Source organism: Micromonospora sp. HK10, assembly GCF_000982955.1.
GTDB lineage: Bacteria > Actinomycetota > Actinomycetes > Mycobacteriales > Micromonosporaceae > Micromonospora.
Map to the genome: position 1 here is coordinate 105,047 of NZ_KQ058829.1, position 26,371 is coordinate 131,417.

Annotated in this window: 19 protein-coding genes and 1 pseudogene; 3 read left to right on the top strand and 17 right to left on the bottom strand. The window is 68.2% G+C overall.

The annotated features are described in order from the left end of the window. Window positions 1-517: 517 nt before the first annotated feature. The 11 genes from LQ51_RS16665 to LQ51_RS16715 form a co-directional block, all read right to left on the bottom strand. Window positions 518-1,825 (bottom strand): DUF2399 domain-containing protein, encoded by a 1,308-nt coding sequence (locus tag LQ51_RS16665; RefSeq protein ID WP_231605768.1) that lies wholly within the window; start codon window positions 1,823-1,825, stop codon window positions 518-520. Beyond that, window positions 1,822-4,905 (bottom strand): coiled-coil domain-containing protein, encoded by a 3,084-nt coding sequence (locus LQ51_RS16670; protein WP_046566787.1) that lies wholly within the window; start codon window positions 4,903-4,905, stop codon window positions 1,822-1,824. Before LQ51_RS16670 ends, LQ51_RS16665 begins: the two co-directional genes overlap by 4 nt. Beyond that, window positions 4,902-5,567, bottom strand: a complete 666-nt coding sequence (locus LQ51_RS16675) for a hypothetical protein (protein WP_231605769.1) — start codon at window positions 5,565-5,567, stop codon at window positions 4,902-4,904. Before LQ51_RS16675 ends, LQ51_RS16670 begins: the two co-directional genes overlap by 4 nt. Then, entirely contained in the window at window positions 5,564-6,112 is a 549-nt protein-coding gene (locus LQ51_RS16680) for a hypothetical protein (protein ID WP_046566788.1), read from the bottom strand. Before LQ51_RS16680 ends, LQ51_RS16675 begins: the two co-directional genes overlap by 4 nt. After that, on the bottom strand, window positions 6,109-7,332 hold the full coding sequence (locus LQ51_RS16685; protein ID WP_046566790.1) for a hypothetical protein: 1,224 nt from the start codon (window positions 7,330-7,332) through the stop codon (window positions 6,109-6,111). The genes LQ51_RS16680 and LQ51_RS16685 overlap by 4 nt, the downstream gene beginning before the upstream one ends. Window positions 7,333-7,713: 381 nt before the next feature. Next, window positions 7,714-10,716 (bottom strand): AAA family ATPase, encoded by a 3,003-nt coding sequence (locus tag LQ51_RS16690; protein WP_046566792.1) that lies wholly within the window; start codon window positions 10,714-10,716, stop codon window positions 7,714-7,716. Then, window positions 10,713-11,978 (bottom strand): metallophosphoesterase family protein, encoded by a 1,266-nt coding sequence (locus tag LQ51_RS16695; protein ID WP_046566793.1) that lies wholly within the window; start codon window positions 11,976-11,978, stop codon window positions 10,713-10,715. The genes LQ51_RS16690 and LQ51_RS16695 overlap by 4 nt, the downstream gene beginning before the upstream one ends. 93 nt (window positions 11,979-12,071) lie before the next feature. Then, window positions 12,072-13,388: an AAA family ATPase gene (locus tag LQ51_RS16700; protein ID WP_046566880.1), complete on the bottom strand. Its 1,317-nt coding sequence runs from the start codon at window positions 13,386-13,388 to the stop codon at window positions 12,072-12,074. Continuing rightward, entirely contained in the window at window positions 13,385-14,875 is a 1,491-nt protein-coding gene (locus LQ51_RS16705; protein WP_046566794.1) for a hypothetical protein, read from the bottom strand. The genes LQ51_RS16700 and LQ51_RS16705 overlap by 4 nt, the downstream gene beginning before the upstream one ends. Continuing rightward, window positions 14,872-15,987, bottom strand: a complete 1,116-nt coding sequence (locus LQ51_RS16710; protein WP_231605770.1) for a hypothetical protein — start codon at window positions 15,985-15,987, stop codon at window positions 14,872-14,874. The genes LQ51_RS16705 and LQ51_RS16710 overlap by 4 nt, the downstream gene beginning before the upstream one ends. Before the next feature lie 36 nt (window positions 15,988-16,023). Beyond that, on the bottom strand, window positions 16,024-16,830 hold the full coding sequence (locus tag LQ51_RS16715; RefSeq protein ID WP_046566883.1) for a hypothetical protein: 807 nt from the start codon (window positions 16,828-16,830) through the stop codon (window positions 16,024-16,026). Window positions 16,831-17,124: 294 nt separating this feature from the next. On the opposite strand from LQ51_RS16715, the gene LQ51_RS16720 reads away from it, so the two are divergent. Continuing rightward, entirely contained in the window at window positions 17,125-17,904 is a 780-nt protein-coding gene (locus LQ51_RS16720; RefSeq protein WP_082159475.1) for a transposase family protein, read from the top strand. A 151-nt stretch (window positions 17,905-18,055) separates the two neighbouring features. On the opposite strand, the gene LQ51_RS16725 is transcribed toward LQ51_RS16720, so the two are convergent. Then, window positions 18,056-18,394, bottom strand: a complete 339-nt coding sequence (locus tag LQ51_RS16725) for a hypothetical protein (RefSeq protein WP_046566885.1) — start codon at window positions 18,392-18,394, stop codon at window positions 18,056-18,058. Between the two features lie 63 nt (window positions 18,395-18,457). On the opposite strand from LQ51_RS16725, the pseudogene LQ51_RS16730 reads away from it, so the two are divergent. Next, window positions 18,458-18,610: pseudogene (locus LQ51_RS16730) on the top strand (heat-shock protein HtpX); the annotation flags it as partial. Window positions 18,611-18,775: 165 nt separating this feature from the next. After that, window positions 18,776-19,147, top strand: a complete 372-nt coding sequence (locus LQ51_RS16735) for an ArsR/SmtB family transcription factor (protein WP_046566796.1) — start codon at window positions 18,776-18,778, stop codon at window positions 19,145-19,147. A 231-nt stretch (window positions 19,148-19,378) separates the two neighbouring features. Here LQ51_RS16735 and LQ51_RS16740 read toward each other — a convergent pair whose 3' ends face one another. From LQ51_RS16740 to LQ51_RS16760, 5 genes are all read right to left on the bottom strand, one after another. After that, the gene (locus LQ51_RS16740) at window positions 19,379-20,377 is read right to left on the bottom strand and encodes an alkylmercury lyase family protein (RefSeq protein ID WP_156313119.1); all 999 of its coding nucleotides are present in this window, start codon (window positions 20,375-20,377) and stop codon (window positions 19,379-19,381) included. A 238-nt stretch (window positions 20,378-20,615) separates the two neighbouring features. Beyond that, the gene (locus LQ51_RS16745; protein WP_231605771.1) at window positions 20,616-20,921 is read right to left on the bottom strand and encodes a hypothetical protein; all 306 of its coding nucleotides are present in this window, start codon (window positions 20,919-20,921) and stop codon (window positions 20,616-20,618) included. A 77-nt stretch (window positions 20,922-20,998) separates the two neighbouring features. Next, entirely contained in the window at window positions 20,999-21,184 is a 186-nt protein-coding gene (locus tag LQ51_RS16750; RefSeq protein WP_046566800.1) for a hypothetical protein, read from the bottom strand. 601 nt (window positions 21,185-21,785) lie between these two features. Then, window positions 21,786-24,542, bottom strand: coding sequence for a phospholipase D-like domain-containing protein (locus tag LQ51_RS16755; RefSeq protein WP_046566801.1), 2,757 nt, complete (start codon window positions 24,540-24,542; stop codon window positions 21,786-21,788). Continuing rightward, on the bottom strand, window positions 24,517-25,935 hold the full coding sequence (locus tag LQ51_RS16760) for a hypothetical protein (RefSeq protein ID WP_046566803.1): 1,419 nt from the start codon (window positions 25,933-25,935) through the stop codon (window positions 24,517-24,519). Before LQ51_RS16760 ends, LQ51_RS16755 begins: the two co-directional genes overlap by 26 nt. Window positions 25,936-26,371 lie beyond the last annotated feature (436 nt).

A 26,371-nucleotide genomic window follows, 5' to 3' on the forward strand; every position in this document is an offset into this window, starting at 1 on the left:
TGCCCTCCACAGCGAGGAGCAGATCATGGCCGTCGTCGAGGAAGTCGGAGACCTCGTGAGCGCCCTGCAAAACGCCGAGCCGGAACACAAGCTTGAGGTCTACGCAGCCTCGGGCTGCACCTGTCGTACCGAGAAACACAAACGGTGCGGGCAAGTGTTGACCTTGCCGCGCACCGTGGGAGTGGGATTCAGTTGGTGTCCGAGGGGGGATTCAGACACGTCTACGTAGCACCCATATTCTAAATGGGTGTTCATACGCCAACAGTAGCGAACTACGTTGCGTAACACTAGACCACAAGCAAGGATCGCCGGGGGAAGTCCCTCTAATTTGCTGTCCGCACGCTACGGCACGATGCGGAGCCTTTGGTCAGGTCACCTTGCCCTGCGTTCCACCGACGCCAGCCATGGCGGCTGTAGCCACCTGCGGCAGGAAGTTGTGGGTGTGGAGCGAGTGGGCGAGTGCTTCGTGCCGTCGTCGATCGATTCGCATCGAGTGACTGCACTGCGGGCTGCGCCGTCAGTTTCGTCGAATCCGATCCAGTGCTTCGGTCAGCGCTGCTTTGACGGTCGCCTCCTGTTCGATGGCGTAGCCACGATCCAGGCAGTTGCGGGCAAAGGCTCCGATCTGATCGTTCCGGGTCGCGAACGGTTCCAGATGTGCCCGGCTGTGAGCAGAGAAAGCCCGACCGGGTTGGTGCCGTGCAGCGCCGACGTCAATGACGTGGACTGTCAACTCTGCGGCGAGGTGGTCGTGGATTCTCGCGGCGATACGCACTCCGCCAAGGTCGGCGTCGGTGCAGATCAGTGTTGACGAGGCCTGCACTGCTACTTCGGCAATCAGGTTGAGGACGGGCTCTGGTGGCTGGCCGTGGCACCAAATGACCGGCACGCCCGCGTCGATATCGCATAGCGTTTCGGCGGCCTGCCGGTTTTCGATGATGAGAAGCGGCCCCATCCCACGGCGTATGTCGATGGAGATCGTGTGCTGAGGGCTGAGCCGGATGTCATGCGGGCCAGGCAGCGGGGAAAGATCGATGACGGCATCTGAGACCTGCAGCCGGACCGGGCCGCCGATGCCGATGTATGGGCTGCGGGATAGGCCGAGTGCAGCGAGGGCGTCGGGTTCGAATCCGAGCTCGGTCAGCAGCCGCTGAACGTCATCGCGGGCTTTGGTGCTTCCCGCGTGGGTTTGCACGAAGGCGCGGACGGAGTTGTGGACGACGCCGGCGGTCAGATCGGTTGCGGCGGTGACTGCCCAGCCGAGCCGGTCCGGGTGTTCGGTGGTGTGCAGGGCTTGGGCGACGCCGGGCCATTCATCGCGCAGGTCGGCAGCGAGTTCGGCGGCGCGGGACTGCAGGGTGGACCGCTGGTCGCGGCGGACTGCGCGGCGGTACTTCTCTGCGGCGGAGAGGTTGGGGTGCGGGTACACCCGCTTCGGGCTCGGTGCTGGCCGGCTGCCCTTCAGGTCGTAGCCGATGGTGACGCACGCGGCCCGGGCGAGGGCGAACACGATCGTCTCGGCTTGGGCGCCGAACTTGTCGGCGACCTGCCGCCAGGCGTGTTCGCTGCGGGTCATCCACGCCCAGTCGGTGTCGGAAAGCAGGCCGGCGGGCCGGCGCGGCGGCTGACCGGGGTTTTCGGCCCGCAGCCGCACGCTGCGGTAGTACGGGTCGCCGTTCCGGTCGCGTGGATACCGGCCACTGGCTGGTAGCGGCGCGTACACGACCAGTCCGGGATAGTCGGTGATCCAGGTCAGCACGATTTCACGATCCGGTTCTGCGTCCGGGACGGCGTTGTCGGATGCGGAGCCGCCTGGGATCGTCACGCTTGTGTCTCCCCGCGGTAGGAGGTCATCCACATGGTGAGCAGCTCGACGCGGGCTGTTTCGGACTCGCTGCCGACGACGACGGGTGCCTGGTTGTAGGCGTATGCGTCCGAGGTTCGCCGTAGCTTGATGTACAGGCTGGAGGAGCCGACGGCGTACCGTTCCATGTCGTCCTGCAGGGCGCCGACGACGCTGATCGCCCGGTCCCGGCCGATGTTCTCGAACAGGGCGACCGCGTCACGGCGGTGCGCAGAGCCGAGGTTGCGTCCGAGTTCGTCGAGGACGAGCAGCAGCGGCCGGTCCTGCGAGCCGGCAAGCGCGGCCGCGCAGACGAGTTTGACGGCTTTGTCGTCCATCTGGGCGGTGTTGCCGCGCAGCTGGTACGACGACAGTGGTTTCCCTTCGCCGCGTCGCCACCGTGGGGTGATCGCCCACTGCCAAGGCTTCTGCGGGTCTGCTGGTGGTTCTGGTTCGGGGAAGTCGAGGGCGCCGCCGTACCCGCCGTACGCCTGGTCGAGGGCGTCGAACTCGTCAGAAACCTGCTTTAGCTTGGCTTTGATGGCCTTCGCGAGGGTGGCTCGCACTGCGGTCGCCGCCAGTTGGGCCTCCCTCAGGTGGTCTTCGGCGCTCTGCAGTGTCCCGGTGAGTCGTTCCCGTTCGGCGCTGATCTCGTCGAGTTGCTGCCGGTCGATGCTTTCAAGGTCGTCGAGGTGCTGGCCGATGATCCGCAGTACCTGCGGGATGAGCCGGATGTAGGCGCTGAGCCGGCGGTCGCGGCGCTGCTGGTCGACGACTTTCAGCTCCTCCGGCAGCTGCTCCTCCGGGGTGCCCGGCGGGAAACACGCCTGCTGCAGCCGGTCGGTCTGCCCTGCACACAGGTCGTCCCATTCGGCGACACTGCGTTTCTGCTCCGTTTCGGTGAGGGTGAGCAGGTGCTGTTCCGCTGACGCGGAGGTGCCCGCCCACGCTTCCTGCCGACGTGGCAGGTCCAACTCCGCCCGCGCGTCGATTTTCGCCTGCCACTGGTCCTGGTTCTGCTGCAGGTCCCGGCTCAACCGTTCCTTCTGCGCTTTCGCGGCGGCGATCCGCTCGTCGCGGCCGCTCTTCTCCGAAAGCGCCGTCAGGTAAGCCTTCTTCGCATGGGCATGTGGGGCAGCGAGTTCGTCCAGCTCCTCATCGATCTTCGCGTTCTTCTTCCGTAACTTCCCGACCTGGGAGTCGATCTCGTCGGCCTCGAGCGCCGCCTTGGCTCCCTCGACCCGCCCGTCGGCACGCTTCTTGGCCCGCTGCGCGTCCCGAACGCTGTCGTCCGCCTCACCGTCGTCAGCGGACGCGGCGGTGAGGGCGTCACGGGCAGCCTGAATCCGGCCGGCGCGGCCGGTCATGGCTTCTGCGTACCCAGCGATACCATGCACCCCGGCGGCCGTGTCGATCAGTCCACCGGTGCCGGCACGGTCCCGCAGAGCGGTCAGGAACCGGGCCACGGTCACCGCCGCGTTCGCCGCCGCTGGCAGGTCTGGGCCACCCGCGAATCCGTCCGGGTCAGCTTCGACGAGCAGCGAGCCGGGGACGTCGGTGAGCGCCGCCTGCGCGGCAGTCGCATCGGTGACGACGACCGCATGCCGATACGGCAGCAGCCGTGCTTCCCAGACAGGGCGCTGCTCGTCGGTGAGACTGACCACGTCGACAAGCGGGGCGGCCTCGGTGAAGCCAGCCGCGCGCAGCGCCTGCACCTGGGCGACCGCGACGTCCTCGCCGCGTTCTGCGGCGGCCAGCGCCTTACGGGCGTCCTTGACGGCTTGTTCGGTGATGCCTTTGCGGCGTTGCGCGCGGTCGACCGCGGCGTTGGCGTCGCGGAGCTCATGCTCGGCCTGGGCGACGGTCCGACCGTCCGCGGCGACCGCCTTCTCCCGCAAAGCGCGGCTATGTGTGGTGAGGAGCTCGATCTGGGCGACGTAACCGGTCTGTTCTTTCCGCAGACTGTTCACCTCGGCGTCGATATCGTTGTACGCCTTCACCCGCTGCCGGTAGCTCTCGTCGAACGCCTTGTCGTCAGTAAGTTGACCGACTTTGACGTCGGCAGCGTCGATGGCTGCTTGGAGCTCTTTGCGTTTGGCTTCGAGCTGAGTGATGTCATGCCGCAGCTCCGCGTCGGTGGCGACACCGTCGACGAGGTAGCGGGCGCACCGCAACCGCCAACTGTCGAGCGCGTCGGCCTTAACCGTACGGGCTGCTTCGCGGGCCCGGATCATGTCTTCGGTGACGGTGACCCGCTCGTCCCACCGCTCGTACTCTTCCTTCGCGGTGTTCGCGGCGAGCGCGGCTTGGTACTGATTCTGCCGGGCCGCCTGTTCGTCGTCGATCTCGCGGGTCAGGCCGGTCAGCGCACCGATCGCATCGAAAATCCGCTCCGGGGTCAGCTCGTTCAGTGGCTGGGCCAGCAGGTTCGCTGTAGGGCTGGCTCGCACCGACGTGGACAGGAACGACACGCATCGCACGGTCTGCCCATACAGGGTGCGGGCGAGTTTGTTCGCCCGGATGTCGGTACGACCGTTGCTGCGTGGTAACTCGTCCCACAAGCCGTCGGCGCTGCCGGCCCGGTCGTTTTCGCTGGCACCGTACGCGACGTGCAGCTGCGGCTTCCACCGCAGTTCGACGTGGGGCGCCTGCCGGTTGATCCGCAGCCACACCGTCAGCACGTCCGCCTCAAGTTCGGCGAGCGCCCGGGCGGTGGGCGGGACGAACACGCCGACGATGTAGCCGTGGTCGGCGTTCGCGTGGACGACTTCCTGCCCGGCGAGTTCGGCGGTGAACAGCAGTTCGGCGGCTGCCTGCGCGCCGGATTGCAGCCGCCACTGCTCGTCGGCGTGCAGCAGGCTGAGGCCGGCGATGAACGACGACTTTCCAGCGCCGTTGGAGTCGGACGGTCCTTGGCCGGCGATGGTGATCAGGCCGCGGGAGGTGATCGGGACCGGGTGGGTCGACAGCCGGGAGATATTGATCATTTGGATGCCAGCGAGGACCCGCGGTCCGACGATGTCGGTGGCGCCGTCGTCGACGGGGTTACCTGCTGCGGTCAACGAATGTTCTCCCTGCTGGCGGTGCGGTTGCGGCGTTCACGGATTGCGGCGGCGAGCGGATGGTTCGGGGCGGCGGCGAGGATCAACTGTTCCTGCAGCCGGGCCCGAGCGGCCGGGGTCAGGCGCAACAGTTGTGGGCCGGGCACGTATCCACCTTCGGCGTCGGCGCGGTCGCGGACCCGTGTGAGCAGCCCGGCGGCGACGAGTTTGCTCGCTGCGGCTTTTGCGGCGACCGCCGGGAGTTTGCTGGCCTTCAGGATGTCGGCCTCGGTGGTCGGGTACGGGCTCGTCCAGGTGTCGGGAGCGAGGCGTTCCTCGCTGCGGGCGATCGCGACCGAGTAGATGAGCACGAGAGCGAGCACGGCTCGCTCGACGGTGGTCAGTGGCTGCCAGCCGGCGGCGGTGAGCTGCGCGGCAACTGTGTCGTCATATCCGGAGGTGAACCGCAGCCCGTCGACCTGGACGAGGACCCGGCCGGTGTGGCGCAGCAGTTGCTCGAGTCGGTCCCGGCTGGTCGGGTCCTGCAACGCGTGCAGTTCCTGCCGGTGGACGGGTTCGCGGCTGTGCTCCAGCAGGGCGTACGCCGCTTCGACGTGTTCGCGCTGCCGGTCGGTCAGGGTCGCAAGGACGGAGTCGAACAGCGGGTTCTGGTTGCGGATCACGGCACCTCCCCTCCGCCTGGGTCAGACTTCGGCTGGGGGTCGGGGATCATCCGCCACAGTTCCCGGAGCGTGGACAGCTCCAGCGACCCCCACCCGGTGACGCGAGGCCCCAGCCGGACCCGGTCGGCCGTCTGCAGCACCCACCGGGACGCTTCCAGCCGGCGCAGGCTGGCGGACAGCAGCTTGCGCCGGCTGGCCCGGTCCCGGCCCGGGGTCAGCTGCTGTAGCACTTGGTCGACGTCAGTAAGATCCGCCGGCTGGCCCGGCCACAAGTCGGTGCCCGGGTCCGGCCAGCAGCAGCGCAGGCAGGCGGCGAACACTCGTAGCGTGCCGGCCGAATCCTGTAGCGTCGCCGGTTCCTGTCGGTACTCGGCGAGGACCTCCGGCGCAGCACTTGGCGGCAGGTTCGGCAGGAACCACACTGACTGGGCGTCCGGCTCGACCAGGCGCCGCATCCCTGCTGGGGATGGGCTGCCCGCGGGTGCCTGTTGCGGGCCGCCGGAGCGGATCTTCGCCCACCACAGTGCGGTGTCGTGTTCGTTCACGCCGGCGCCTCCGCCGGTGTCCGGCGCCTGAACCAGCCGTCGGTGACCCAGGTCAGGTCTCCGACCACGTTGATCCGCAGCCCGTCCCCCCAGGTCAGCAGGTAAGGCAGCTCGGGTCGCAAGCCGATCGCGGTCAAGTCCGACAGCACCCGACGGCCGGCCGCCCAATCCCCGGCCGTGTCCAACAGCTCGGCGACGGTGACCTCGTCGCGGCCGGCCAGCAGCTCCTCCGCCCGGGTGGCAAGCAGTTCCGCCTCCATATCGGCACCGACCTGTTCAGGGCCTGGTTCATCGTCAATCCGCGGCCGAGGCGGCGGTGTCCGCCCCGTGTCGGTCCGCAACCCTTCTTCGACCGCGTCGAGCAGGTCGTCAACGGTGAAGTGCGGATTCGGCGCGTCGAACAGCAACCCGTCCAGCGCGGCCGCAAGCTCGTCGCCGGTGGCGTCGCGGGCGAAGCTGCGCCACTTCTCCGCTGGCAACAGCCCCAACGCCCGGGTTCGGCCGGCCCGGTCGATCAGTCGCCGCGCCGCGGCGTTCACCGCGTCCCGATACGCGGCCAACGCCATCCGCAGCTGCGTGCACTCTGGCAACAGCTGCGGCCACTTCTCCGTCGCCAGGTTGTGGAAGACGGTCGCCTTGTCGATGAGTTCGCTGTTGCCGAGCATCGGCTGCGCCGAGCTTCGCAACGATTCGACCGTCCCGGACTTCGCCATCTGCATGATGGGGTTCGCCAGCAGCCGGAACACGTTCGCCAGGTCCTGCAGCTGCGCTTGGGCCTGCTCGAGAGTGGTATCGGCGTCCTCGATCGAGAGCCGGGCGATCGACAGCATCTGGTGCAGCTCGCCGAGGCCGCCGGTCTGCGCCAGCCGGCGCAGGAACAGCAGCATCACGTACGGCGCGAACGCCGCCTGGTAGAACATCTCGTTCGGTCGCTCGTTGACTTTGGTAACCGCACGATAGGAGCGCAGCACCTCGAACCGGCGCCGGACCGCGACGGGCGAGGTGTCTCCGCACGCAGCGATCACCTGCTCCACCGTCAAGCCGGCCGGGCCCGCGGACGCGAATGCGTTCAGGATCAGTTCGTCGACGCGAACGAGCGCCGGGTCGTCGACCATCTGGTTGGCGTCACGGGCCAGAACGGCGAACACCTGCCGGTACAGCGCAAGCACGGCAGAATCAGCAGCGTGCTCCTCAAATGGCAGCTCTGCGATCTCGGTCACCAGTTGGTGCCTCCGTTGCCCCCCTTGGATCGGGTGCCGGGGCGGGCTGAAGTGATCGTCGGCGCCTCCGGGATGCCGGTGGCCTCGGCGGTTAAGGTTCTCGCCGGCCGCGAGCCGCTTGGAGCTGCGTCCTCAGGCCTCGGCTGATCGACGGCATGTGCCCGGGACCGCCGTGGCCGGCGTAGCTGACCGCACGCGGGGGTTACTACCAGTACGCTCCGGGTCACCGGAGGATTGTGCATTGCCATCGATAACACAGTCCTCCCCCGCTCAGCCAGATCACACTGCCGCGTCGCCGCGAGAGGCGACGCCCGCAACCGTGGTACTCGCGCATCATCTCGGTCTGGAGCCTTTGCGTGGCCAGCTTGGCGCCCTGTCAGCCTATTCAAGCAGGCCACGACCAAGGTCATCGTTGATGATCCTCTCTCGTTCCGAGGCGTCGGCCCAGTGCGCGTGACTAGTTGTCAGGGACTTCTCCACGACTAGTACATGTTCAGCGTTCTCGGTGATGGAACGCATGTGGCTGATCACCGTGACCAGCCGGCCGGTTGTGCTGTGGTCGGTCAGCGTATTGAGGGCATCGCGCAGGAAGGTGGTGTCAAGGGTGCCGAAGCCCTCGTCGAGGAAGAGCGCTTCGACGTGGCCGGTCGCACGGCTGGCGAGTTCGACTACGGCGAGCGCCAGGGCGAGGCTGGCGAGGAAGGTTTCGCCGCCGGAGAGCGTCTTAACATCTCGGGCAGCCATGGTGTCCATATCGATGATCCGGAAGTCGGCCGTGAACCTGTAGCGGCCACCGGAGATCGAGAGCAGGATCTCGCTTGCCTGGTGAAGCAGCGCTTGGAGGCGCCGGCTGACAGCGTCAGCGATGAACTTGCCCTCGGCCAGCACTACCGACAGTTGTGCAAGAACCTCGACTGTGCCAGCCGCAGCATCAATCCGCTCCTGCAAGGCGTTCACCACGGGGAGTTCCTCCCGGGCGCGCTCGATCTGCCTTTTCAGGTTCTGGACCGTACCGTGGGCGGCGAGGTATTGCTGCTCGAGGTCTTCTTCGCCGGCGGCACCAGCCGTATGGCAGGCAAGGCCGATGGCCTCTCCAGCAGCCTTCTCGGCACGCTGCTGTTCGTCGATTTTTGCGGCGCAGATGCCGAGGAACTCGTTTGCCTGAGCGAGAAGATCAGCAGCCCAGTGCGCCTGCGTGTCCAGGTCTACGTGCGCGGCGGGCGCGGCCGCCGGTTCTTCGAGCCCGAATGCCCCTGCGGCGTCGTTAACCCGCTGCGCCAGGGTCAAGAGCTTGTCTCGCAGCGTCGCCGCCGGCTTGGTGATCTTCTTGGCGTAGGTCGTCTCCAGCGCCGCGCTCCGCGAGCGCAGGCCGGCGAGCGCTTGTTCGGCGCCGGTCCGTCGGCCGGCCAGCTCCTGAAGGAGTCGCTGATGGGCTTCGGCTGCTGCCTTCTGTTGCTGGACTTCCGCGACGTCCAGGGGTGTGGCGAGAGTGAAGCGGGCGGGTAGGCGGCTGGCCGCCTCGTCGATCGATTGGCGCAAGGCGACGTTGTCGCGTTCCTGCTCCTGATGGGCAGACATGCGCTTGGCGTGGGCCTCTGAGAGGGTGACGAATTCGGTTCTGGCGGCGGTCGCGGTATCGCGGGTGTCGTCGCGAATCTTTCCGGCGCGCTCGACGTCTTGCTGCGCTTTGGCAGCGTCATCGGTGACCGGTTTGAGGATCTGCTCGTCGGTTCCCGACAGGTCGGCGTCTCCAACGACTTCCTGGAGGCTGATCAGCGCTTCACTGAGCAGGGTCTCGGCTGTGGTCACGCTCTGCTGGGCGGCAGGCAGGTTGTCTCGTTCCAGGGTTTCCACCCGGGCGGCCGCTACGGCGGCCGCCCGACCCGTCTTCTCCGCCCGGACTCGGGCTTTCTTGTGGGCGTCGTCGGCGGCGGTGAGGTCGGGTGCGATCGGTGCCGTGAAGTCGGCAGGCAGGGGACGAGTACAGATGAGGCATGCCGCGCCGGGTTCGAGGTCCGCGGCGGCGTGCGCCGCGGCGTTCGCCTTCAGCAGCGCGCGGTGCGTTTGTTCGCTCTCGCTCCGGTTGTGCTCGGCCTCTTCTGCGATACCCGCCGCTTCTCTTGCCTTGGCTATGGCGGTGCCGAGAGCCTCTTCCGTCGTGGCGAGTTCTGCGCGTGCCTTCTCTAGGTCTGCGGCGGCTCCGCGCCAGATCCTCAGTCGTTCGACGGCCTTGTGCTGCCGATCCTGGGCTCGTTTGAACGCCGTTTCCGCGTTTGCATGCGTCTTGTTGGCCGCCGCGACGGCTGGCTCAAGATGGGCCAGGTTCTGTTGCATGCCTTGTAGCCGAAGCTGCTCGACGGCAAGGGCTTCGGCGTTGTCCGTAAGCTGCTGATGCCGTTTCCGCTGCTGGGGCAGCTGTTCAGCGAGGTATTCCAGGGTGCTGATCGTGGTGGCGGTGCCCGCCACATCCCCACCCCGTTGCTCGGCTTGGGTCAGCTGGCTTTGAAGAAAGTCTTGCTCGATCTGCAGTTGGTGGGTCAGTTGGTTGATTTGGACGCGTTGGCCGATAAACGTTTGAGCCAGCGACGCCAAAGCCTGTAGCCGGTCGGCGGCGCCGGCAGGGACAGCGGCCGCCAAAGATCCCTTCAGCTGGGTCAACCTGCTGACCTCCGCGGCGGCTCGTCGCTCTTCTGCACGCGCACTAGCGATGGCGGCCCGGGCAGTCTGGAGACGCTTCAAGTGCTGCCGCTGCACGCTGTGCTGTTCGGTCGCGGTGGTCAGCGCCGCAGCTGGGTCGTCGAGGAACCTCCTGCGGTGCAGCTCGTACTTGTTGAGCCGGTCCTTGAGGCGCGCCTGAAGGGTTCGGGCGTGCTCGCGGACCTGGCCCAGTTGCTCGAGACCGAGGACGGAGTCGAGGACTTTGCCTCGGTCACGGTCGCTCATGCGCAGCAGTTCCTGGAAGCGGCCTTGGGGCAGGACCACGGCACGTAGGAAGGTGTCGCAGTCGAGCCCGACGATCCGCCGGATCTCTGCAGTGACCTGCCTGGCCCCGGTGGTTAGGGCGCCGGTGTCGAGGCAGGTCAGCCGGTGCACTGACGTGGCGGTGTGACGGCTGACGGACCGTGATACCTGCCATCGGCGGCTGCCGACGGTGAACGTGAGTTCGACGGCGAGGGTGCCGTCACCGCCGTCGGCGACCAACGGGGATGCGTTGGCAGCGTAGGTGCATCGGTTGTAAAGGGCGTAGCAGATCGCTTCCAGGATCGTCGACTTCCCGGCGCCGGTGTCGCCGACTATCGCGATGAAGCGCTTGTCGGTGAAATCGATGGTCTGCTTCTCGGTGTAGGTGCCCAGGCCGCAGAAGGTCAGTGTCTGTGGTCTCATGCCGCCCCTCCGATGGTGGCCGTGCTGGTTGCCGGCAGCGGGAAGGCCATCTCGGGGTCGGCCGCCAGTAGCTGCTCTTCCGGCAGCTCGGGTGGTTCGTGTTCACTGGCGTGCGGCAGCAGGGTGCTGAAAAGCTGAAGAACCTGTTGCGCCGAGACGCCTTGGACACCGCGGGTGGCGAGGTATTCGCTGAACAACGTCGTGGTGTCGACGTTGGTGGCGTCGTCAACGGGAGTGAGTAGTTCGAGCCTGCGGTCGGCGGCGTTCTCTCGCAGGTCGGCGATGGTGGCCTCAGGCAGCAGATCGCGGATCTGGCCGGCCAGGTTGTCGATGTGGTTTTCGGTGTTGACCGTGACCAGGCAGATGTCCGTGGTCACGGAGGCCGCCACGGTGCGGATCTCGTCGAGCGTTCCGGTGATGTAGCGCAGCCGGCGGCCGCGCTTTAGCGGAATTCGTTTAAGGACGGCGCCTTGGCCGGGCTGCAGCATCGCGACGACGACGCTCTTGTCCTCGCCGACCTCACCGAAGTCAAGCTGCAGGGGTGAGCCTGCGTAGCAGCCCGTCACGCGGGTGGTCGGCAGTGGCTGTGGTTTGTGGATGTGACCGAACGCCGCGTAGGTCACCGCCGGCAGGTGCTGCGGGTCGGTGGCGTAGAAGTTGCAGGTGTGGCTGGGGTTTTCGGTCCGAGATGGGATGGCGCCGGCGATGTACTGATGCGCGGCGAACACGCTCACGTCGCGGGACGCGTCGAACCCGTCTTCAAGCTCGCGCATGAGCTGCTGCTGCATGCCGGCGATGTGTTCGGCGTAGGTGATGCGCCGCTGGCCGGGTTCGTCGAAGACGTTGACGATGCGGTTGATGCTAATGAACGGCAGTGCGGCGACGTGAATCGTGTGCTCACCAGCCGAGAACCGCAAGACTTCACCGGCGGCGTTGTCGTGGCTGGCGACAAAGTGAATCGGCGCGGACCGGTTGAGCAAGTCGTGCAGCCAGTGCAGGTATGCAGCCGAGTCGTGGTTGCCACAGACCACCACGACCGGGGCGATCTCGGCGAGGTGATGCAGCGTGCTGGTGGCCAGTTTGAGCGCGTGCAGCGGCGGCCGCTGCGTGTCGAACAAGTCACCGGTATTGAGAATGAGGTTGGGGTGAATGCTGGCGGCGATCTCGGTGATCTCGGCGAGCACCGCTTCGTGGTCGCTCGCCCGGGAGTGGCCGTAGGTGGTACGTCCGAGGTGCCAGTCGGAGGTGTGCAGTACTTTCACGTGCGACCTCTTCGTCGTCAGTGGCTGCGATCGGTGGGAGGACCGGCATTGTGAACCCGACAAGGGCCGGCCAGAACGGTGCCAGGGGTGAGCTCAGAGTGCCCGGATGCGGTGGGCAATGAGATGTTCGAGCAGGGCCTGGTTGGCTTCCCAGCCGTTGGGAAAGCGCGGTTGCGTGTTAAAGGGCACGGGGTCGGCGGACGGGTGGGCGTCCAGCAGGTCGGGGATGCCGTCGCGGGCGACGACGATGCAGGCATGCCGGTGCCGTGAGGTCAGTACGCACAGCCGCCCGGATTCGAGGTGGAACGCCGTGGCGTCGCGGCGGCCGGACAGCGGATGTAGCACGATGACGATGTCGTACTCGCTGCCCTGCAGCCGGTTCGCGGTGTCGACGCGGATGTTCGGATAAGCGGTCTCGGCCAGCCCGGTTTTGATGGCAGCCATCTGGTCGCGGTGTGCCACACCGATCGCCACTCGGTCTGCCGTCACCCTGGCACCATCGGGGTGGCGTTCATCGCGGAGCATCGTGCCGCGCTCGAGAACACGCACAGCGAGCGCAACGACCGCGGCGACCGCTTCAGCGTCGGTGCGCACCGTGTGCCGGCGCGGCAGTTCGTAGAAGGCCCAGCCGTTGGCTGCGGCATGTTCGATCGCCCGGTCAGCGGGGCTATTGCCGAGGCTGCGGGTCGGCATCCACATCTCCCGCGCGCCCTGTTCGGGCGCGGATTCGAAGGGTGCGAACGGATAGAAGGCGTCCGACACCGGGATCGCGGTGTGAGGGGCAAGCCGCCACGAGCGCGGCAGCTGCCGTTCCGGGATGTCCGGATTGTTAGCGAGCATGGCGGCCACCGCGCTCTGCAGCGGGCTCCAGGCCAGGCCGGTCCATCGGTCGACGTTGACGACGGAGAACGGGTCGAGTTGCCCAGGGTCGCCGACGAACGCAGCCCGTTCGAACGTCGAAGCGAGTCGCAACAGGGTGTCCGAACGCATCTGGTACGCCTCGTCGATGATCGCCCACGGCCCGCGCTCGGTGATGACGGGGTCGAGCCACTTCGCTGCGGTGGCAACCACGATGGCTGCCTGACGCAGATCGGGGAACCGGTTCGCAATCAGGATGTTGGAGGCGGCGAGGGTGGCCGGCACCGGGTAGCCGTAGGCGGTGTATCGGCCGACGGTGATCCCCGGATCCACGGCGGCGATCTTGGCGACGAGATCGTCGACTTGGGAGTTGGTTTGTGCGACGACGCGCACCTGGTCGCCGTGCCGGGCCAGGTGGTGAGCCATGTAGGTGACGGCGGTGCTCTTGCCAGCTCCGGGGGGTGAGTTGAGCACCACGCCAGGTTGCGGACCCTCGGTCAATAACCGAAGTACGTCGAGGACCGCGGTGGGCGGGACATAGGTGACGGTCATGACCACGGCTCCTGGGCATCCTGCTCCGTCGGCAGGTAAGGCTTGGGCGGGCCGCCATGAGTCCACGGGGTGTCCTCCTTGCGCGGCAGCGTCGGCGCCCGGCGGTAGTCGTCCTTGAAGAGGCTGTAGCACACGGAGTCCCCTACGGCGGGGACGGTGCCGGGCCGTGGTTCACGCCCGCTGCCCATGCCCTCGCGAAGTTCCAGCTCGACCATCACCGTGTCGCCGTCACGAGTCACCGAGACGACCGTGGTCTTCTGGTCCAGCAACTCAGGCCGGCGCAGACCGCTCTCGCCGGCGGCGAGGCTGATCGCGTCGGTGGTCGATACGGTGATCAGCGGCCGCAGGCTCCTGCCGACCCGCCGGTTCGGGACGGCGGCGATGACGGTACCGACGAACGCCTCACCGATCATCCGAGCCTCGGCCATCACCATCGGGTCGTCGAAGGCGCGCTCCGCGTCATACTGCTGCTGGGCCCGTTCCAACCAGTACAGGCGCCGGGCGGCGTACACCGCTGAGTCACGTTTGGGCTGCGCCCCAGGGCTGGTCGCGATCCAGTCGGCGGCCTGCGTGAAAGCGTCAAGGTCCCGTTCCCAGCGAACACCGACATGAGCACCGGCCGGAAGACTAGGGTCACGCAACAGGGTGATCGCCTGCCACATCCGATGCCAGGTGCCGTCGAGCTGCTTTCGCAACTCCTTGCGGATCTTGTCCTCGGCGATGCGCGACGCCGCCGGGCTCGCCGCCTGGTGGTAGGCGGCGAGCAGCGGCTCGAGGATGCCGTTGTCGAACGACGGATCCGTGGCAGGTCCGGCAGGCGGTACCTTCAACGGATTTTCGCAGGCACGCGCGGCATCCCGCCCGGTCATCCCGGGTGGCGGCGCGATCCAGCCGAGTACAGCGGGAAGATGCTGGTCCTCCTCGGTGCTCTGCCCGGTTGCCCAATGCAGGGTCAGCGCGTCGGTCGCCGCGACCAGCATGGCGGAGCCGGCGTATTCAGCACGGTCGGCGAGGAACGTCAGCCATTTACCCATGACCGGGATGTTGCGTGGCACGGCCCACTCGCCTGTACTCCTTCGCAAGCGGGTGGAGCGCCCGAGGATCCGGATGAACTCGACGCCGGCACGGTTCGGCACCCAGACCTGCGGTGCGTCCGCGCACCGGTACTGCACGCCGGACGCGCCGGCGCGCACCGGAAGACGCCGGTTCGTGCGCGGCGTGATGTAGGCGGCGAAGATCTTGGCCAGCTCATAGGCGAAGGCAACCTGCTGGTCACGGTTCCGGGGCTGCGCAACCGTCAACAGCTCCGGTGTATCAGGGCTGGTGCCAATCATGACGGCGAGCGGGGCGTGGGCCTCGCCCGCCATCGCCAACGGCACGAACACCAGCGGCTCACTGCTCACATGCAGATGCCGGACAGTCGTCAGGCGCTGCGCCACCGCCTGGTCGCTGGCATGGGCGCGGGCCAGGGACGTCAGCAGGCTCACATCAAGCTCCCGAGCAACTCGTCCCGATACTGTTGGGCCCGCCGCAGCAATTCAGCTTGTTCGACCTGGTCCGGGCCAGGAAGGCGCGTACCGCGAGCCAGACCGACGACCTCACCGATCGTGTCCAGCGCCAGCTCCTCACGGACCTGCCGGCCGAGCACCGCCGTGGAACCTTGTTCCTCGGAGCGGCAGAACCGCGCCATCTCACAGGTGTCCAGGCACGACGGTGCGTAGCGTGCCGGCACCAGACGCAGGCCCGCCTTCAGCTCCTCGGCGGAGCGGGAACCGGCCGGGCCACGCAGAGCGAACGTCAACCCTGCCGGCAGGTTCGACAGAATCGTGTCGAGGTCATGCATCCGCATCAGCATCCGCCGGACCGCCGCGACCTGGTTCCGGACGTTGACCCGGGCCGCGAACGGCTTGTTGATAAAGTTCTGCGGGCACACGAAGATCGCCTCGTCCGCCACCAGGTCCTCGTCGAACCCGTGGGAACGAAGCAGTTCCCGAAGGGCGTAGACGTAGACCGCAGCCTGCAACTCTGCGCCTTCCACCGCGGCCGCAGGCGCCTGGCCGTCGATCACCGAGAACGACTTGACCTCGACGATGTAGAACTTCCCGCCCGACTTCACAGCCACCAGATCGGGCTCGAGGAAGACGTCGTAACCCGCGACCGTGATCTTCAAGTACGGGTGGTCGAACAGCGTCCCGCCATCCTGCGCCGAGCGGGCCACAGCGGTCAGCCGCTGAACCGTGTTGCGGTACCGGGCTAGCTTGCCCTCGTTGCCGCCGATGGTCTTCAAGTCCTCGTGTTCGGCTTCCGGAATGGATAGCCCGATGTCCTCCCGCAGCAACGTCAGCAGCTGCGCACCGCCACTCGCCTTGACCTGGGCTTCGAACTGGGCGCCTCGGGCAAGCACCATCCGCGACGGCTTGGCGTACATCGGGTGCCGGATGGCTCGGGCCAGCTCGTCCTTGTCGATACCGGCTGCATCCAGCAGATTCCGGCGGCCGCAGCCCGGGTTGCCGACAATCGACGAGATAGCCCTGGCGTCGAGGCTCTGTGGTTCAGTGTCCCCCCGCAGCGCGTCAAGACGCGCCGTCAGTTCTTTCACGTGCTCTTCCTTCGCGTGGGAAGTGCGGATTCAAGATCAGGTGTCGCTCGCAGCATGCGACGCCACCTTGAGAGCGGCGCCGAACAGCTGGTGAAGATCGTCGAGCTGGTCGACGGCGCGCCGGGCTGCCGCTTCGCGCTGCGACAGGTCTGCGTCACGATGAACTTCCAGCTCGGCCTGCGCCGCACGCCGCACGGCGTCCGGCCTCGTCGTGTCGAATGAGGTGGCACCGCCGGGGATGTTGGCGGCGAACTGCCACAACAGACGCCGGGCGGGCAGAGTCGCCCAGTCCGGGTGGCTCAGGTGCTCGGCGATACGGATCGCCGAGGTCAGAAAGTGAACCCTGGGACTCAGCGGCCCGACGATACGGGTGGAAAGCGGCCAGGTGGAGACAGCCAGGAGACCGCGGGCAGGCGAGAGCCGGTCAGCGGTCAGGGCCGCACACAAGTAGTACGGCCGAGCCCACGGCGCCGTCTTGAAGGATCTTTCCTCGTCTCGGCGAAGGCTCGTCAGCTGCTGCCCGTTCAAGGCTCCAGCGAAGACCGCCTGGTGCAGGGCGACGATGAGCTTCGGCGCCGCCGGGACGCCCAGGAACGTCAAGGCCTGGTGGACCTGGTCACGAATCGACAGCAGGCTCCCGGCGTCCTGCGGCTCGGTCCGCGGTTGCGAAGCCAGCTTTTCCGGTTCGATCGCCAGAAGCGCGTCATCCCACTGCACCTCCGCCTGACGAAGGTCGGATCGCAGACGCCGCGCCTCGGCCCGATCACCGGCCATCAGGGCACGACGCACGGCTGTGCGCAGCTCGTCGATGCGCGCCTCGAGATCGTCGAGAGATTCAGCCACGGACACACCGTAGCCGCTTCCACGCGTTCCAGCAAGTTCCAGTTTTCTCCAAGAGTCCGCCGTGGACGGAACATCGACTGGACCAGCAGAGCTTGCAACGAAGGCGACTCAGCCGATCAGCACTCCGCCACGCTCCATAGGAGGCACGCTGGACCCGGCTCGACGCTCCGTTCCACGCTGCGCTCACGTGCGCTGTTCAGGCGCTGCTTCTCTGGGCGCCTGACATTGCTGGCCTAAGGGACGTCTCGTAACCCCGGTGTCTGTCTGCTGAGGACGATCGTTCGATATGCCTGGGTGCAGGTGATCACCGCAGCTCACCCTGAGTGGATCTTTCCGTTCACGGGGCTGCAGCCCGCCCAGTTCCGCAAGCTGGTCCGCTTGGTCGCCGAGCGTGGCGGTGACGCCATCGCCGACGGCCGGCCGGGCCGGCAGTGGGCTCTGGACCTGGCGGATCGGGTGTTGCTGGTGGCCACCTACTGGCGCACGAACCTGACCATGCGGCAGATCGGCCCGCTGTTCGGGGTGTCGCACTCCGCAGCGCATCGGGTCATCGACACCCTCGGCCCGCTGCTGGCCCTGGCGCCGGTGCGCCGGCGGCCGGTTGACCAGATCGCCATCGTCGACGGCACCCTGATCCCCACCCGCGATCACCGCCTGGCCGCCCGGAGCAAGAACTACCGGTACTCGACCAACCTGCAGGTCGCCATCGACGCCAGCACCCGCCTGGTCATCGCCGTCGGCGACCCGCAGCCGGGCAACCGCAACGACACGATCGTCTACCGCACGTCCGGCATCGAGGAGAAGCTGGACGGGCGGCCGGTGATGGCCGACGGCGGATACCGCGGCAACCCCGAGGTGATCATCCCGTACCGCAGGCCCGCCGACGGCAGCGACCTGCCGCACTGGAAGGAAGAGCTGAACACCCACCACCGCACCGTCCGCGCCGGGGTCGAACACGCCCTGGCCAGGATGAAGTGCTTCAAGATCCTGCGCGACTACCGCCGCGCCGCCCACACATTGACTGACGCCGCTTCCGGCATCGCCAACCTCCACAACATCATCCTGGCCGGCTGACCGCCGGTCTGGCGCCAAGCAACGCCTTCACCCAGTTACGAGACGTCCCTTAGGTGACGTCATGCACTGATGAGGTGTGACTGGCCCGGACTTGGCAGCGAGCGGGCGAGGATTTCCGTGCCCGCGGCAGGAACACGCCTTCTAAGACGTCCTAGGAGGATAGGGTTCCTGGCCCGACCGTCGCTCCTCCTTCTTCGACTGCGGCCCCCATCCGTGTGCCGGCAGCGAGGGGCATGGCGAGGGCTGCGGCGGCATGGATCGCGAACACCGCGACGACGATCGTGGTGACCGGTAGGCGGCGTCGGGCGCCGGTGAGGACGAGTCGTCCGGTGACAGACAGAACGCCGAGCAGGCCGGCGGCGGTGGCGGCGAAGGTGGCCGGGTGGCCGCGGCTGATGAGGTAACCGACCACGGGGACGCCGATGGCGCTGGTGGCGGCACCGTGGGCGATCAGGGCGGCAACGAGGATCCAGAACCGGGGGTCGCGCATCACGGCACGCGCCGCAATGCGTCGCAGGGTGTGGTCCGGTCGCGCCACGGGGCTGGGTGCCCTGGCATGCGGCGGCCCGTCTTTCCCGGCAAGCGCTACGAGGACTGGAATCTCGAAGACCCCGCCGGCAAGGGCGTCGAAGCGGTCCGCCCGATCGGCGACGAGATCCGCACCCGGGTGGAGAAGCTCCTCACCGGACTGGGCCCCACCGCCTGACCAACCCGCCGGCGCTGCCCGTCGCTAGTCACCCGTCGGGCGGGGCCGACAACTCGCTCATCCGGCCGCTGACACGGCCGGGACAGGTCAACACGGCTCCCTGCCCGCAAACTGACGGTGACCCGGTACTGGTTCAACCGGCGCATCGATGGTGTTGGTGCAACGATGTACGGCGTGCCAACTGCGAAAACTGCTACACCTGCCGTCTCGCCGCTGGCCGGCGAGCCGATCAAGCGTGCCGATGCCGAGCGGCTCGCGGGAGTGCTGAAGGCATTCGCCGACCCGGCCCGGCTGCGACTGCTCAGTCTGATCCAGTCCGCCCCGGAGGGCGAGGCGTCCGTGAGTGACCTCACCGCGCCGCTCGGTCTCTCCCAGCCGACCGTGAGTCATCACCTTCGGATCCTCACCGAGGCCGGCCTGCTCGAACGCGAAAAGCGCGGCGTCTGGGCGTACTACCGGCTCGTGCCGCCCGCGATCGCGGCGATCGCCGACCTGCTGACGCCACCCCGCAAGCGAGCGACGAAGAAGGCCCGCTGAGCGGCACCCGCGAAGGCCGGCGCCCAATCCTGCGGGTGCCGGCACGGGCGTCCGCTCTGGTCGCGGGTGCGTCGGCCACGCCGGCAAGGTCTTGCCTCATCCACGGTGCCGGGCTGGTCGGATCGGTGGCGACACCGTGGTTAGGAGTAGGGACACCAGTTTTGCCCGTGGTCGGCCAGCCGGCGCCGCTGGCCGTGAGCCGCTTTAACGGTGGCGATAGCCGACCGGGCGTCAGACCAAGCGGTGGTCGAGGGCGGTGTGGGGGGCGAGCAGCGGTTCGAAGATGTCGCGGCCGAGGGTGACGGCCTGGTCCTGGTCGAGAACAGTGGCGGCCAGGCTGGGGTGGGCGTCGATCCACGCCTGAGCGCCGGATGCGCTCGTGAAGAAGTTGATGGTGGAGCAGCAGGTGTCCACGGAGCGACCGGCGTCTCCGGTGGCCGCGTACACGATCACCGCTTCGGCCGGCTGGAAGGTGGCGGCACCGTTGGTGATGGTCACGCGGACCGGTTGGCCGGTGTGCGGATCGGCGGAGGTGATGGTCGCGTCGGTGCCGAGCATGAACGGCATGCCCAACGCGCCGATGGCGCACATCGCGTACACCTCGACATCGCCGAATGACACCCGGTGCGGCGTCGGCGTTGGGGAGAACGGGTAGGCCGCGACCAGACGCCCGCCGCTGTCGAGGGCGACAAGGTCTTCCCGGGCAAGTTCCCGCAGCGCCTTCGCGGTGTCCAGGTCCGCCTCGCTGGCGGCAGCGCGGATGTCGGCATCAGTGGGGGCAGCTCCGGTGGCGGCGAAGTGATGCAGGATCGCTCGATGCACCTGCTGGAGGCTGTCGGGGAGCTGCTCGGCGCGGTGGGGCCGATCTGTCCGGATCGCATTGCCCGGCTGCTGGCAGCAATCGACCCGGCTCTGCTCCCTTGCGGTGGTAGCGGGTCCGGCGCCTATCGCCTGGCGCAGGGCAGCGCGGATGCGCTCGCCAGTGGGGATATCTAAGCGACAGGCCGCTGAACCGTCGCCGGTGGCGCCCATCACGTCCACGCCGTTGACCAGGATCGACGGAGACAGATAGTCGCCCACGACCTCGGTGACCACCGTGATGGGCAGACCGACGTCGGCCAGGGCCGCGCGCAGCTCATGCCGAGCCGGCGCGAGGTTCGGACAGTCCGGCACCGAACGAAGCTCAACAGCCACCCGGCCCTCTGCGGTGCGATCTGCTGCCGCGGTCATCACAGCCCTCCTAACAAACGGCCCGGGTGGCATCACGCGTCGCCGACTGGCCGGCACGGCTCTACCCGTACCTGACTGAACCTTTCAGTCAGGGGAAGGTCAAGGCGCGACGATAGACGCCAGATGCGGATCGGGGGAACTTGCGTGATGCCGGAGATGGTGAGCCGGCCGCGTTGACCGGTGCACATCGGGTCTTGCTCGCCGTCGCGGTGGCGGTCCACGCCGTGTAGTACCTGGGTCAGATTGGGATGACCGGGCCGCCGCCGGCGATGCCGCCGTACAGGCCGGGCTGGCCGGTCAGCACGCTGCAACCGAGGTCGATCGCGGCGAGCACCGCGGTGGCGGCGTCGACCCTGCCGACCGTGTCGAGGGTGACCGCGAGGGACTCCCAACTGTCCGGCGTAAGCGAGAGGATCTCGGCGATCGGGTGGTTGACGAGCAGCTGCAGGCGGTCCCTGTCGACGACCACCCGGGCGGCTTCGGCCACGCACAGTACCGGCAGCCCGAACACGCAGTTCTCTTCGTCGGCGACCTCGGCGATCACCTCACCGACGTCAATCGACCCTCGAGTGAAGGCGATGATCGCAGAGGCGTCGAGGACGACCCGGACGGCCGGTTCGGTCACGCGGCGCGGGCCGGCAGGCCAAGCTGCTCGCGAGCCTGGGCGTCGAGCTCCGCCGTCCACCGCTCCCGGGCCTCGTCCAGGCGGCGGCGCGCGCGAGCCTTCCCCTCGTCGGAGACGACGATGCCGGCGGCGGCGAGGATCTCCTCGCTGCGGGCGCCGGTGTTGGGGCTCCTGTCGGCCATGCCCGCAGGATACCCCCTGGTAGGCGCGGGAGTCACCAGCACGCCGCCGGCGCTGCTGCCGGGCGCTGGGGCTACTGGTGCTGGTGGGGCAGTTGAGCGTGGCACGCGAACGGCGGGAGCGCGACCTCGAGGAGAGGCGCACCCGGTCGCCAAACGCATCACCGACTCCGGCCCATGCCTGGTTCCCGGTTAGCATCCCGACCGGCCGGTCCTGTCCGCCACCATCACCCACCGGCTCCAACGCCTCGGCCTCCAGCCCAGCAGCTACCGCGCTGCCGCCCCTGGTTCACCTGGCCGTCGAGATGCCCCCGGCCGTCCTCGGCGACATCCTCCCAGCTAACCGGGCCGTTGCGGCGAGCTGGAGACAGCCCGGCGTTCGCGGAGGTGCTGCGAGAGCGAGTTGCGGGGGTACGGAATGGAGTTGCCAACGCTGCGTGGCGAGCCCTGTACTGACGGCGCCCTCCCCGCCTCTACCAGGTCCGCACCCGCACCGCGCCCAGATCGACGACCGGTGCCGGGCAGGACAGTGCCGAGCGACGCAGGGCTTCTGCGTCGCGGGCCGGTATACGCCGCTAATCCGGACCGGCGCCGCCGCGACCGCCTACTCCGGTGGTCCCGCAGCGACGTCGATGCCGGCCCTGGCCAGTAGGGTCAGTGCCTCCGGGAAGGCGCGGTTGAGCGGGCCGTGGTTGATGCGGACGCGGCTAGCAAGTTCATTGTCCCGGGCGATGCGGGTGGCGTCGCCGAGCACCGTGAGCCGGTAGTGCCACCATCGCACCGCTCCGTCGCGCTGCTCTACCCGGATCAGGTCATCTGCGGCCCGGGCGGCGATCGCCCATCTGCCGTTCGCGCCGGTGGCCCACACGGCGACGACGCCGGCGCCGTCGATGGCATCGAGAGCCTCGGCGGCCGCGTGGAACGGGTTGGTGAAGGTGCCGCCGACGTGGAGTGCGGTGTCAGCGTGCCGGTTCACCCGCCAGGCCGGCCGGCGGTCCTCCAGCTTGTCGATGGCGGTGGCGAGCGGGTCGTCGTCGACGATCATCACCGCGGTGCGCATGACGTCGTCCGGGTCGATGGGGAAGCCGCGGCTGTTGCTTATGGCCTCCGCGTAGTCAGCCACGAGGGTGGCGTCGGCGGCGACCACGAGGTGCGCGGCCCGTTCGGCGGCCTCCTCGTAGCGCAGGTACTCGGCGGGGCGGCCCGCCGTGGGTAGGTGGTCGCGGATGAGGTAGAGAGCGACGGCGGCCACGCTCGCGACGTTGGCCTCGATGGCCGCTGGCATGTCGTCCAGGTCGAGCGTCTCGACCACCTGGGCGAGCACGGTGATCCACCCCTGCTCACCGTGCGGCGTCTCCCAGGCGCCCAGTTCGACGCCGACGAGCACGAGCGTCCCGACCGCCAACCGGTCGATGGCGGGCAGGTGGGCGAGGTCGACGCGAACGGCACGGGTGAGCGCGCGGCCGACGCGGCGCAACTCGTGCAGCGCTCGCTCGTCGTTGTCGTCGTTCGGGTCGCTCTCGTCGTCCGCGTTGCGGGAGCCGCCGAGCTCGGCGTTCTGCCCGGTCGAGGGGTCGATGTCGTCGTTGACGGTGTTCGCGTCGTCTCCGTCGAGTCCGGCGGCGCGTTCGTCGCTGAGGAGGTCGGTCGGCTGGAGCAGGTCGCTGCCGTAGCTCGTGCTGGTGGCGGAAAGGGCCGCAAACCCGCCGAGTGAGAAGTGGAACATGGCTGTGCCGAGCCGGCTTTTGGCGTCGTCGCTGTAGCGCAGCCAGTCCTCGGGGTCGGTGTCGAGCCTCGGCGTGCCGGTGGCTGTCTCCGACTCGCCGGTGGGCCCGCTGGTGCCGCCTGCGGCGGGTAGGGCGATGCTGGCGCGGGAGGCGGCGAGCTGCCGGACCCCGTGGAGCCACCGTTCGGCCAGGCGCGCGTCGGCGAGGATCTCGATCGGTCCCTGGGAGCCTCCCCGCGGCTCGTCGCTCACCCGGAACATGGTCCGTTCGGGATCGGTGACGAACACCAGGTTTCCGTCGCGCGTGACGCCGTGTTCGGTCCATGCCGTCCGCACCCGGGATCCGCCGGGCAGGTCGACGCCGGCGATGAGGTGTTGGACGGCGCCTTCGGGGACGGCACCGACGTCGGCCCAGGTGTCGAAATCGGTGTGGGAGGAGGCCACGATCCGTACCAGGCGGGGTGTGGGGTGCGCGAACGTGAGGTGCAGTCCGCCGGCGGCGCGGGTCGCCGCGAGGAGCGTGGCCCCGGTGGCCGTGTCGACGTGGTTGGTCGTGCTGATCCGGACGGCGGGCACCTCGTCGAGGCGGATCGGCACACCGCCGGGAAACAGCGGTGCGGAGGGCCGGGCAAGAACGGCGAGCTCGACGTTTCCGCCGTCGGCGACTGGCTTGAGCAAAGCTGCCGAGGACAGGTTGGGGCTGCCGGTGAGCGTCCAGCATGCGCCGTCGTAGCCGATGGCTTCGACGAGCTTGCCGTGTCGGTAGGAGCGGTGCCGGTCCTCCACCACCTCGAGGTCGATGCCGAGGTCGCCGATCACACGGGCTATCGCCTCGGGTTGCAGGACGGTCCGGTGCCCGGATTGCACGGCGAGCGTGACACGTGCCGGGGCCAGACGCAGCGTCAGCTCCTGGATTGCCTCGGCGCGCGCGTCGTGAAACGGCGCATAGAGCCGCAGGCACTCCACGGGCGTGACCGGAAGCTGGTCGATGATGGGAGCGTCGGAGGTGTGCACCAGCCGGTGGCCCGTGTCAACGACCTGGCCTCCGCTCAAGGCTTCGAGGGCGGCGGCGGTGCGACCCATCGCGTCGGCGGCGGGCGGGCTGATCGCGCAGAGCCGGGCGACGCTCCGCAGCCATTCCGCCGCGTCGACGACCAGCCGGGGACACCTGTCCCGATCCGCGGCGGCGATCGTCCAGGTCTCGGCGTTGAGGTGCCAGCCGCCGACCGAAAGGTTGCCCGAGCCGACGGCCACCAGCGCTCGCGCGGGCCCCACGATGACGGTGAGCTTGGGATGGAAGGCCCTCCCCGCGGTTGGGGGTACGGCGAGGCCGTGCACGTAGCGGGTGCCGGCGTTTCGGGCGGCCCGCGGGTCCGGGTTGGACATGCGCAGATCGCCGACGACCGTGACGCGGGCACCGGTCGCCTGGGTGACGCCCAGCACGGCACGCTCGAAGAAGCCTAGGTCGGCGTTGAAGGTGCAGAAGAGCGCCTCACGGGCCTGCCGATCGGCGTGTTTCTCCTCGGCAAAGATGTACGGCAGAGGCGACGGCACTGTCACGACGTCGCCGGCGTTCTGGTAGTCGCCGCCGCCGACGTCGAAGGCCTGGTCAGGCAATGAGGTCACCCCGGTCACCGATCCCCCACACGGCGTCGGTGCGGGCGAGCAGGCCCATGCCGGCGAGGATGCCGGCCAGTTGGTCCCACCGCAGCGAGGCGGAACCCGCCGTCTCGTCGGAGTCGCGGAACAGCAGGTCATCGCGCAGATGCACCCGGGTGGGAATCTTGAGAACGCCCTTTCGGGGATCGAGGCGGGCCTTGGCCAGCGCGAGCCGCTGCGACCGGTCGACCATCGTGTCGGTGAGCCATCGGGCGAAGTCGCGCAGTGACCTGTCGTGCCATCGGTCAAGCTGGTCGGCCAACCACCGCGGCGCCAGCTGCTCGTAGCGGTCCTGTGCCTCGTATCCCTCGAAGCCGTGCAGCTCCCGACCGGCCAGCTCACGCACACGGCGAGCGCCGAGGGCCAGCACGCTGAGGTCGCGCACGGGAGTCTCCAGGCCCAACAGCCCCGGATCGTGCTCGGCGGGCACCGGCCGTCCCGTGCTGTCCATGGTTCGTGGCAGCCCATCCCGGAACGCTCCGACGGTGCTGTCGGGTAGCAGGTCCGCGAGGTGTGCGGCCAGCTCCGCGCGGGGCGTGAGCCCTTGGATGCCGTTGACAAGCCAGGCCCAGAGGCTCCGCCACGCCGTGACGGAGTAGTTGCGCAGGATGAGGCCCCGCCACTCGTCGGACAGCTCCAATGCGGACAGGACCGGGTCGCTCATCGCCTCCGGCTCGTATGCAAGAAATCGCGACACGTCACGGGTTACCCGGCGGACCTCCGTCAGCTGAATGACGCGGGCGATCATGCGCAGAGTCTGCCGGCGGACACCGGCCCGCGTCGCGGGCGTCTCGGCGTCCGAGGCGGCGAACAGTCGGGCGAGCCAAGCGCCGTCCGCGCTGGTGGCCGAATGGCAGATGCACAGCGACTCGTAGGCGTCGAGCGTCGCGTCGTCGAGGGTCCGCCTGCTGACCAGGTCGAGCACGTCGCCGAGCCCCTGAGCGACAGCACCGGTATCCATCTGGTCACCGGGACCGATGTCGTCGGCTCTGGTCACGATTCGAAGCAGAACCTCGGAGCCCCGGTACGCCGGCCAGAAACCCCAATTCGGCTTGGCGTAGATACCCGGCGCGGCCAACTCCGCCACATCCACGCCGCCGTCGGACCCCCGCCTCAGGATCTCGTCGTATCCGTGTGGTCGGGACAGCGCCTCGTGGGCGAAGCCGGCGGCGCGGTAGTGACGCGCCGACACCGCCCCAACGACGACCTCAGCCCGGCGCAACAGGCTCTGTGCCGCGCTGCGGGGCAAGCCCCGCCTCTGCGCCTCCGCGGAGATCAGTCCGTGAAGCGCGTAGTAGCGGGCGTTGAGAGTAACCGTCGTGACCCCGGGGACAAGCCGATCTACAACGTTCATGGTGAACCGCTCCACCGACAGCGGAAACCGGCCCGCGTAAGTCCTTGATCCTGCAGACGACCACCCAGGACCAGTCACCACGGCCGCCAGTCTGCCGCCGGCTCCGACTCGGCGCAAGCACGGACGAGCGTCGAGGTGATAGCCAGGGTGACGACGTTGGAGACAGTCTCTCCGGCTGGCCGCCGCCGACGCCGTACATCCCGGGGCCAGCTCGTCGAGTGGCCTCGGCACCGGCCCTCGTCATCGCGCCATGGACTGCGGGAGGTATCCACCCTGGGGACATCTCAGTCAGAAGCGGCAAGCCGCCTGTGGCCTCGTCCTCCGGCACTCCAAATCACTGATCTTCCGGCAGAGGACACGATCATCGGGGCGCAACGCTCCATAGGTGCATGAGACCATGGGCGCCGCGCTCTTGCCCTCATGGGACAGAAGGTCGTTGAGCGCCATACTC

Coding starts and splice junctions, on each gene's coding strand:
- LQ51_RS16725 (WP_046566885.1), bottom strand. CDS start 18,394: ATGCGCGACCCCCGGTTCTGGATCCTCGTTGCCGCCCTGATCGCCCAC.
- LQ51_RS16690 (WP_046566792.1), bottom strand. CDS start 10,716: ATGAGACCACAGACACTGACCTTCTGCGGCCTGGGCACCTACACCGAG.
- LQ51_RS16750 (WP_046566800.1), bottom strand. CDS start 21,184: ATGGCCGACAGGAGCCCCAACACCGGCGCCCGCAGCGAGGAGATCCTC.
- LQ51_RS16700 (WP_046566880.1), bottom strand. CDS start 13,388: ATGACCGTCACCTATGTCCCGCCCACCGCGGTCCTCGACGTACTTCGG.
- LQ51_RS16735 (WP_046566796.1), top strand. CDS start 18,776: ATGTACGGCGTGCCAACTGCGAAAACTGCTACACCTGCCGTCTCGCCG.
- LQ51_RS16740 (WP_156313119.1), bottom strand. CDS start 20,377: ATGACCGCGGCAGCAGATCGCACCGCAGAGGGCCGGGTGGCTGTTGAG.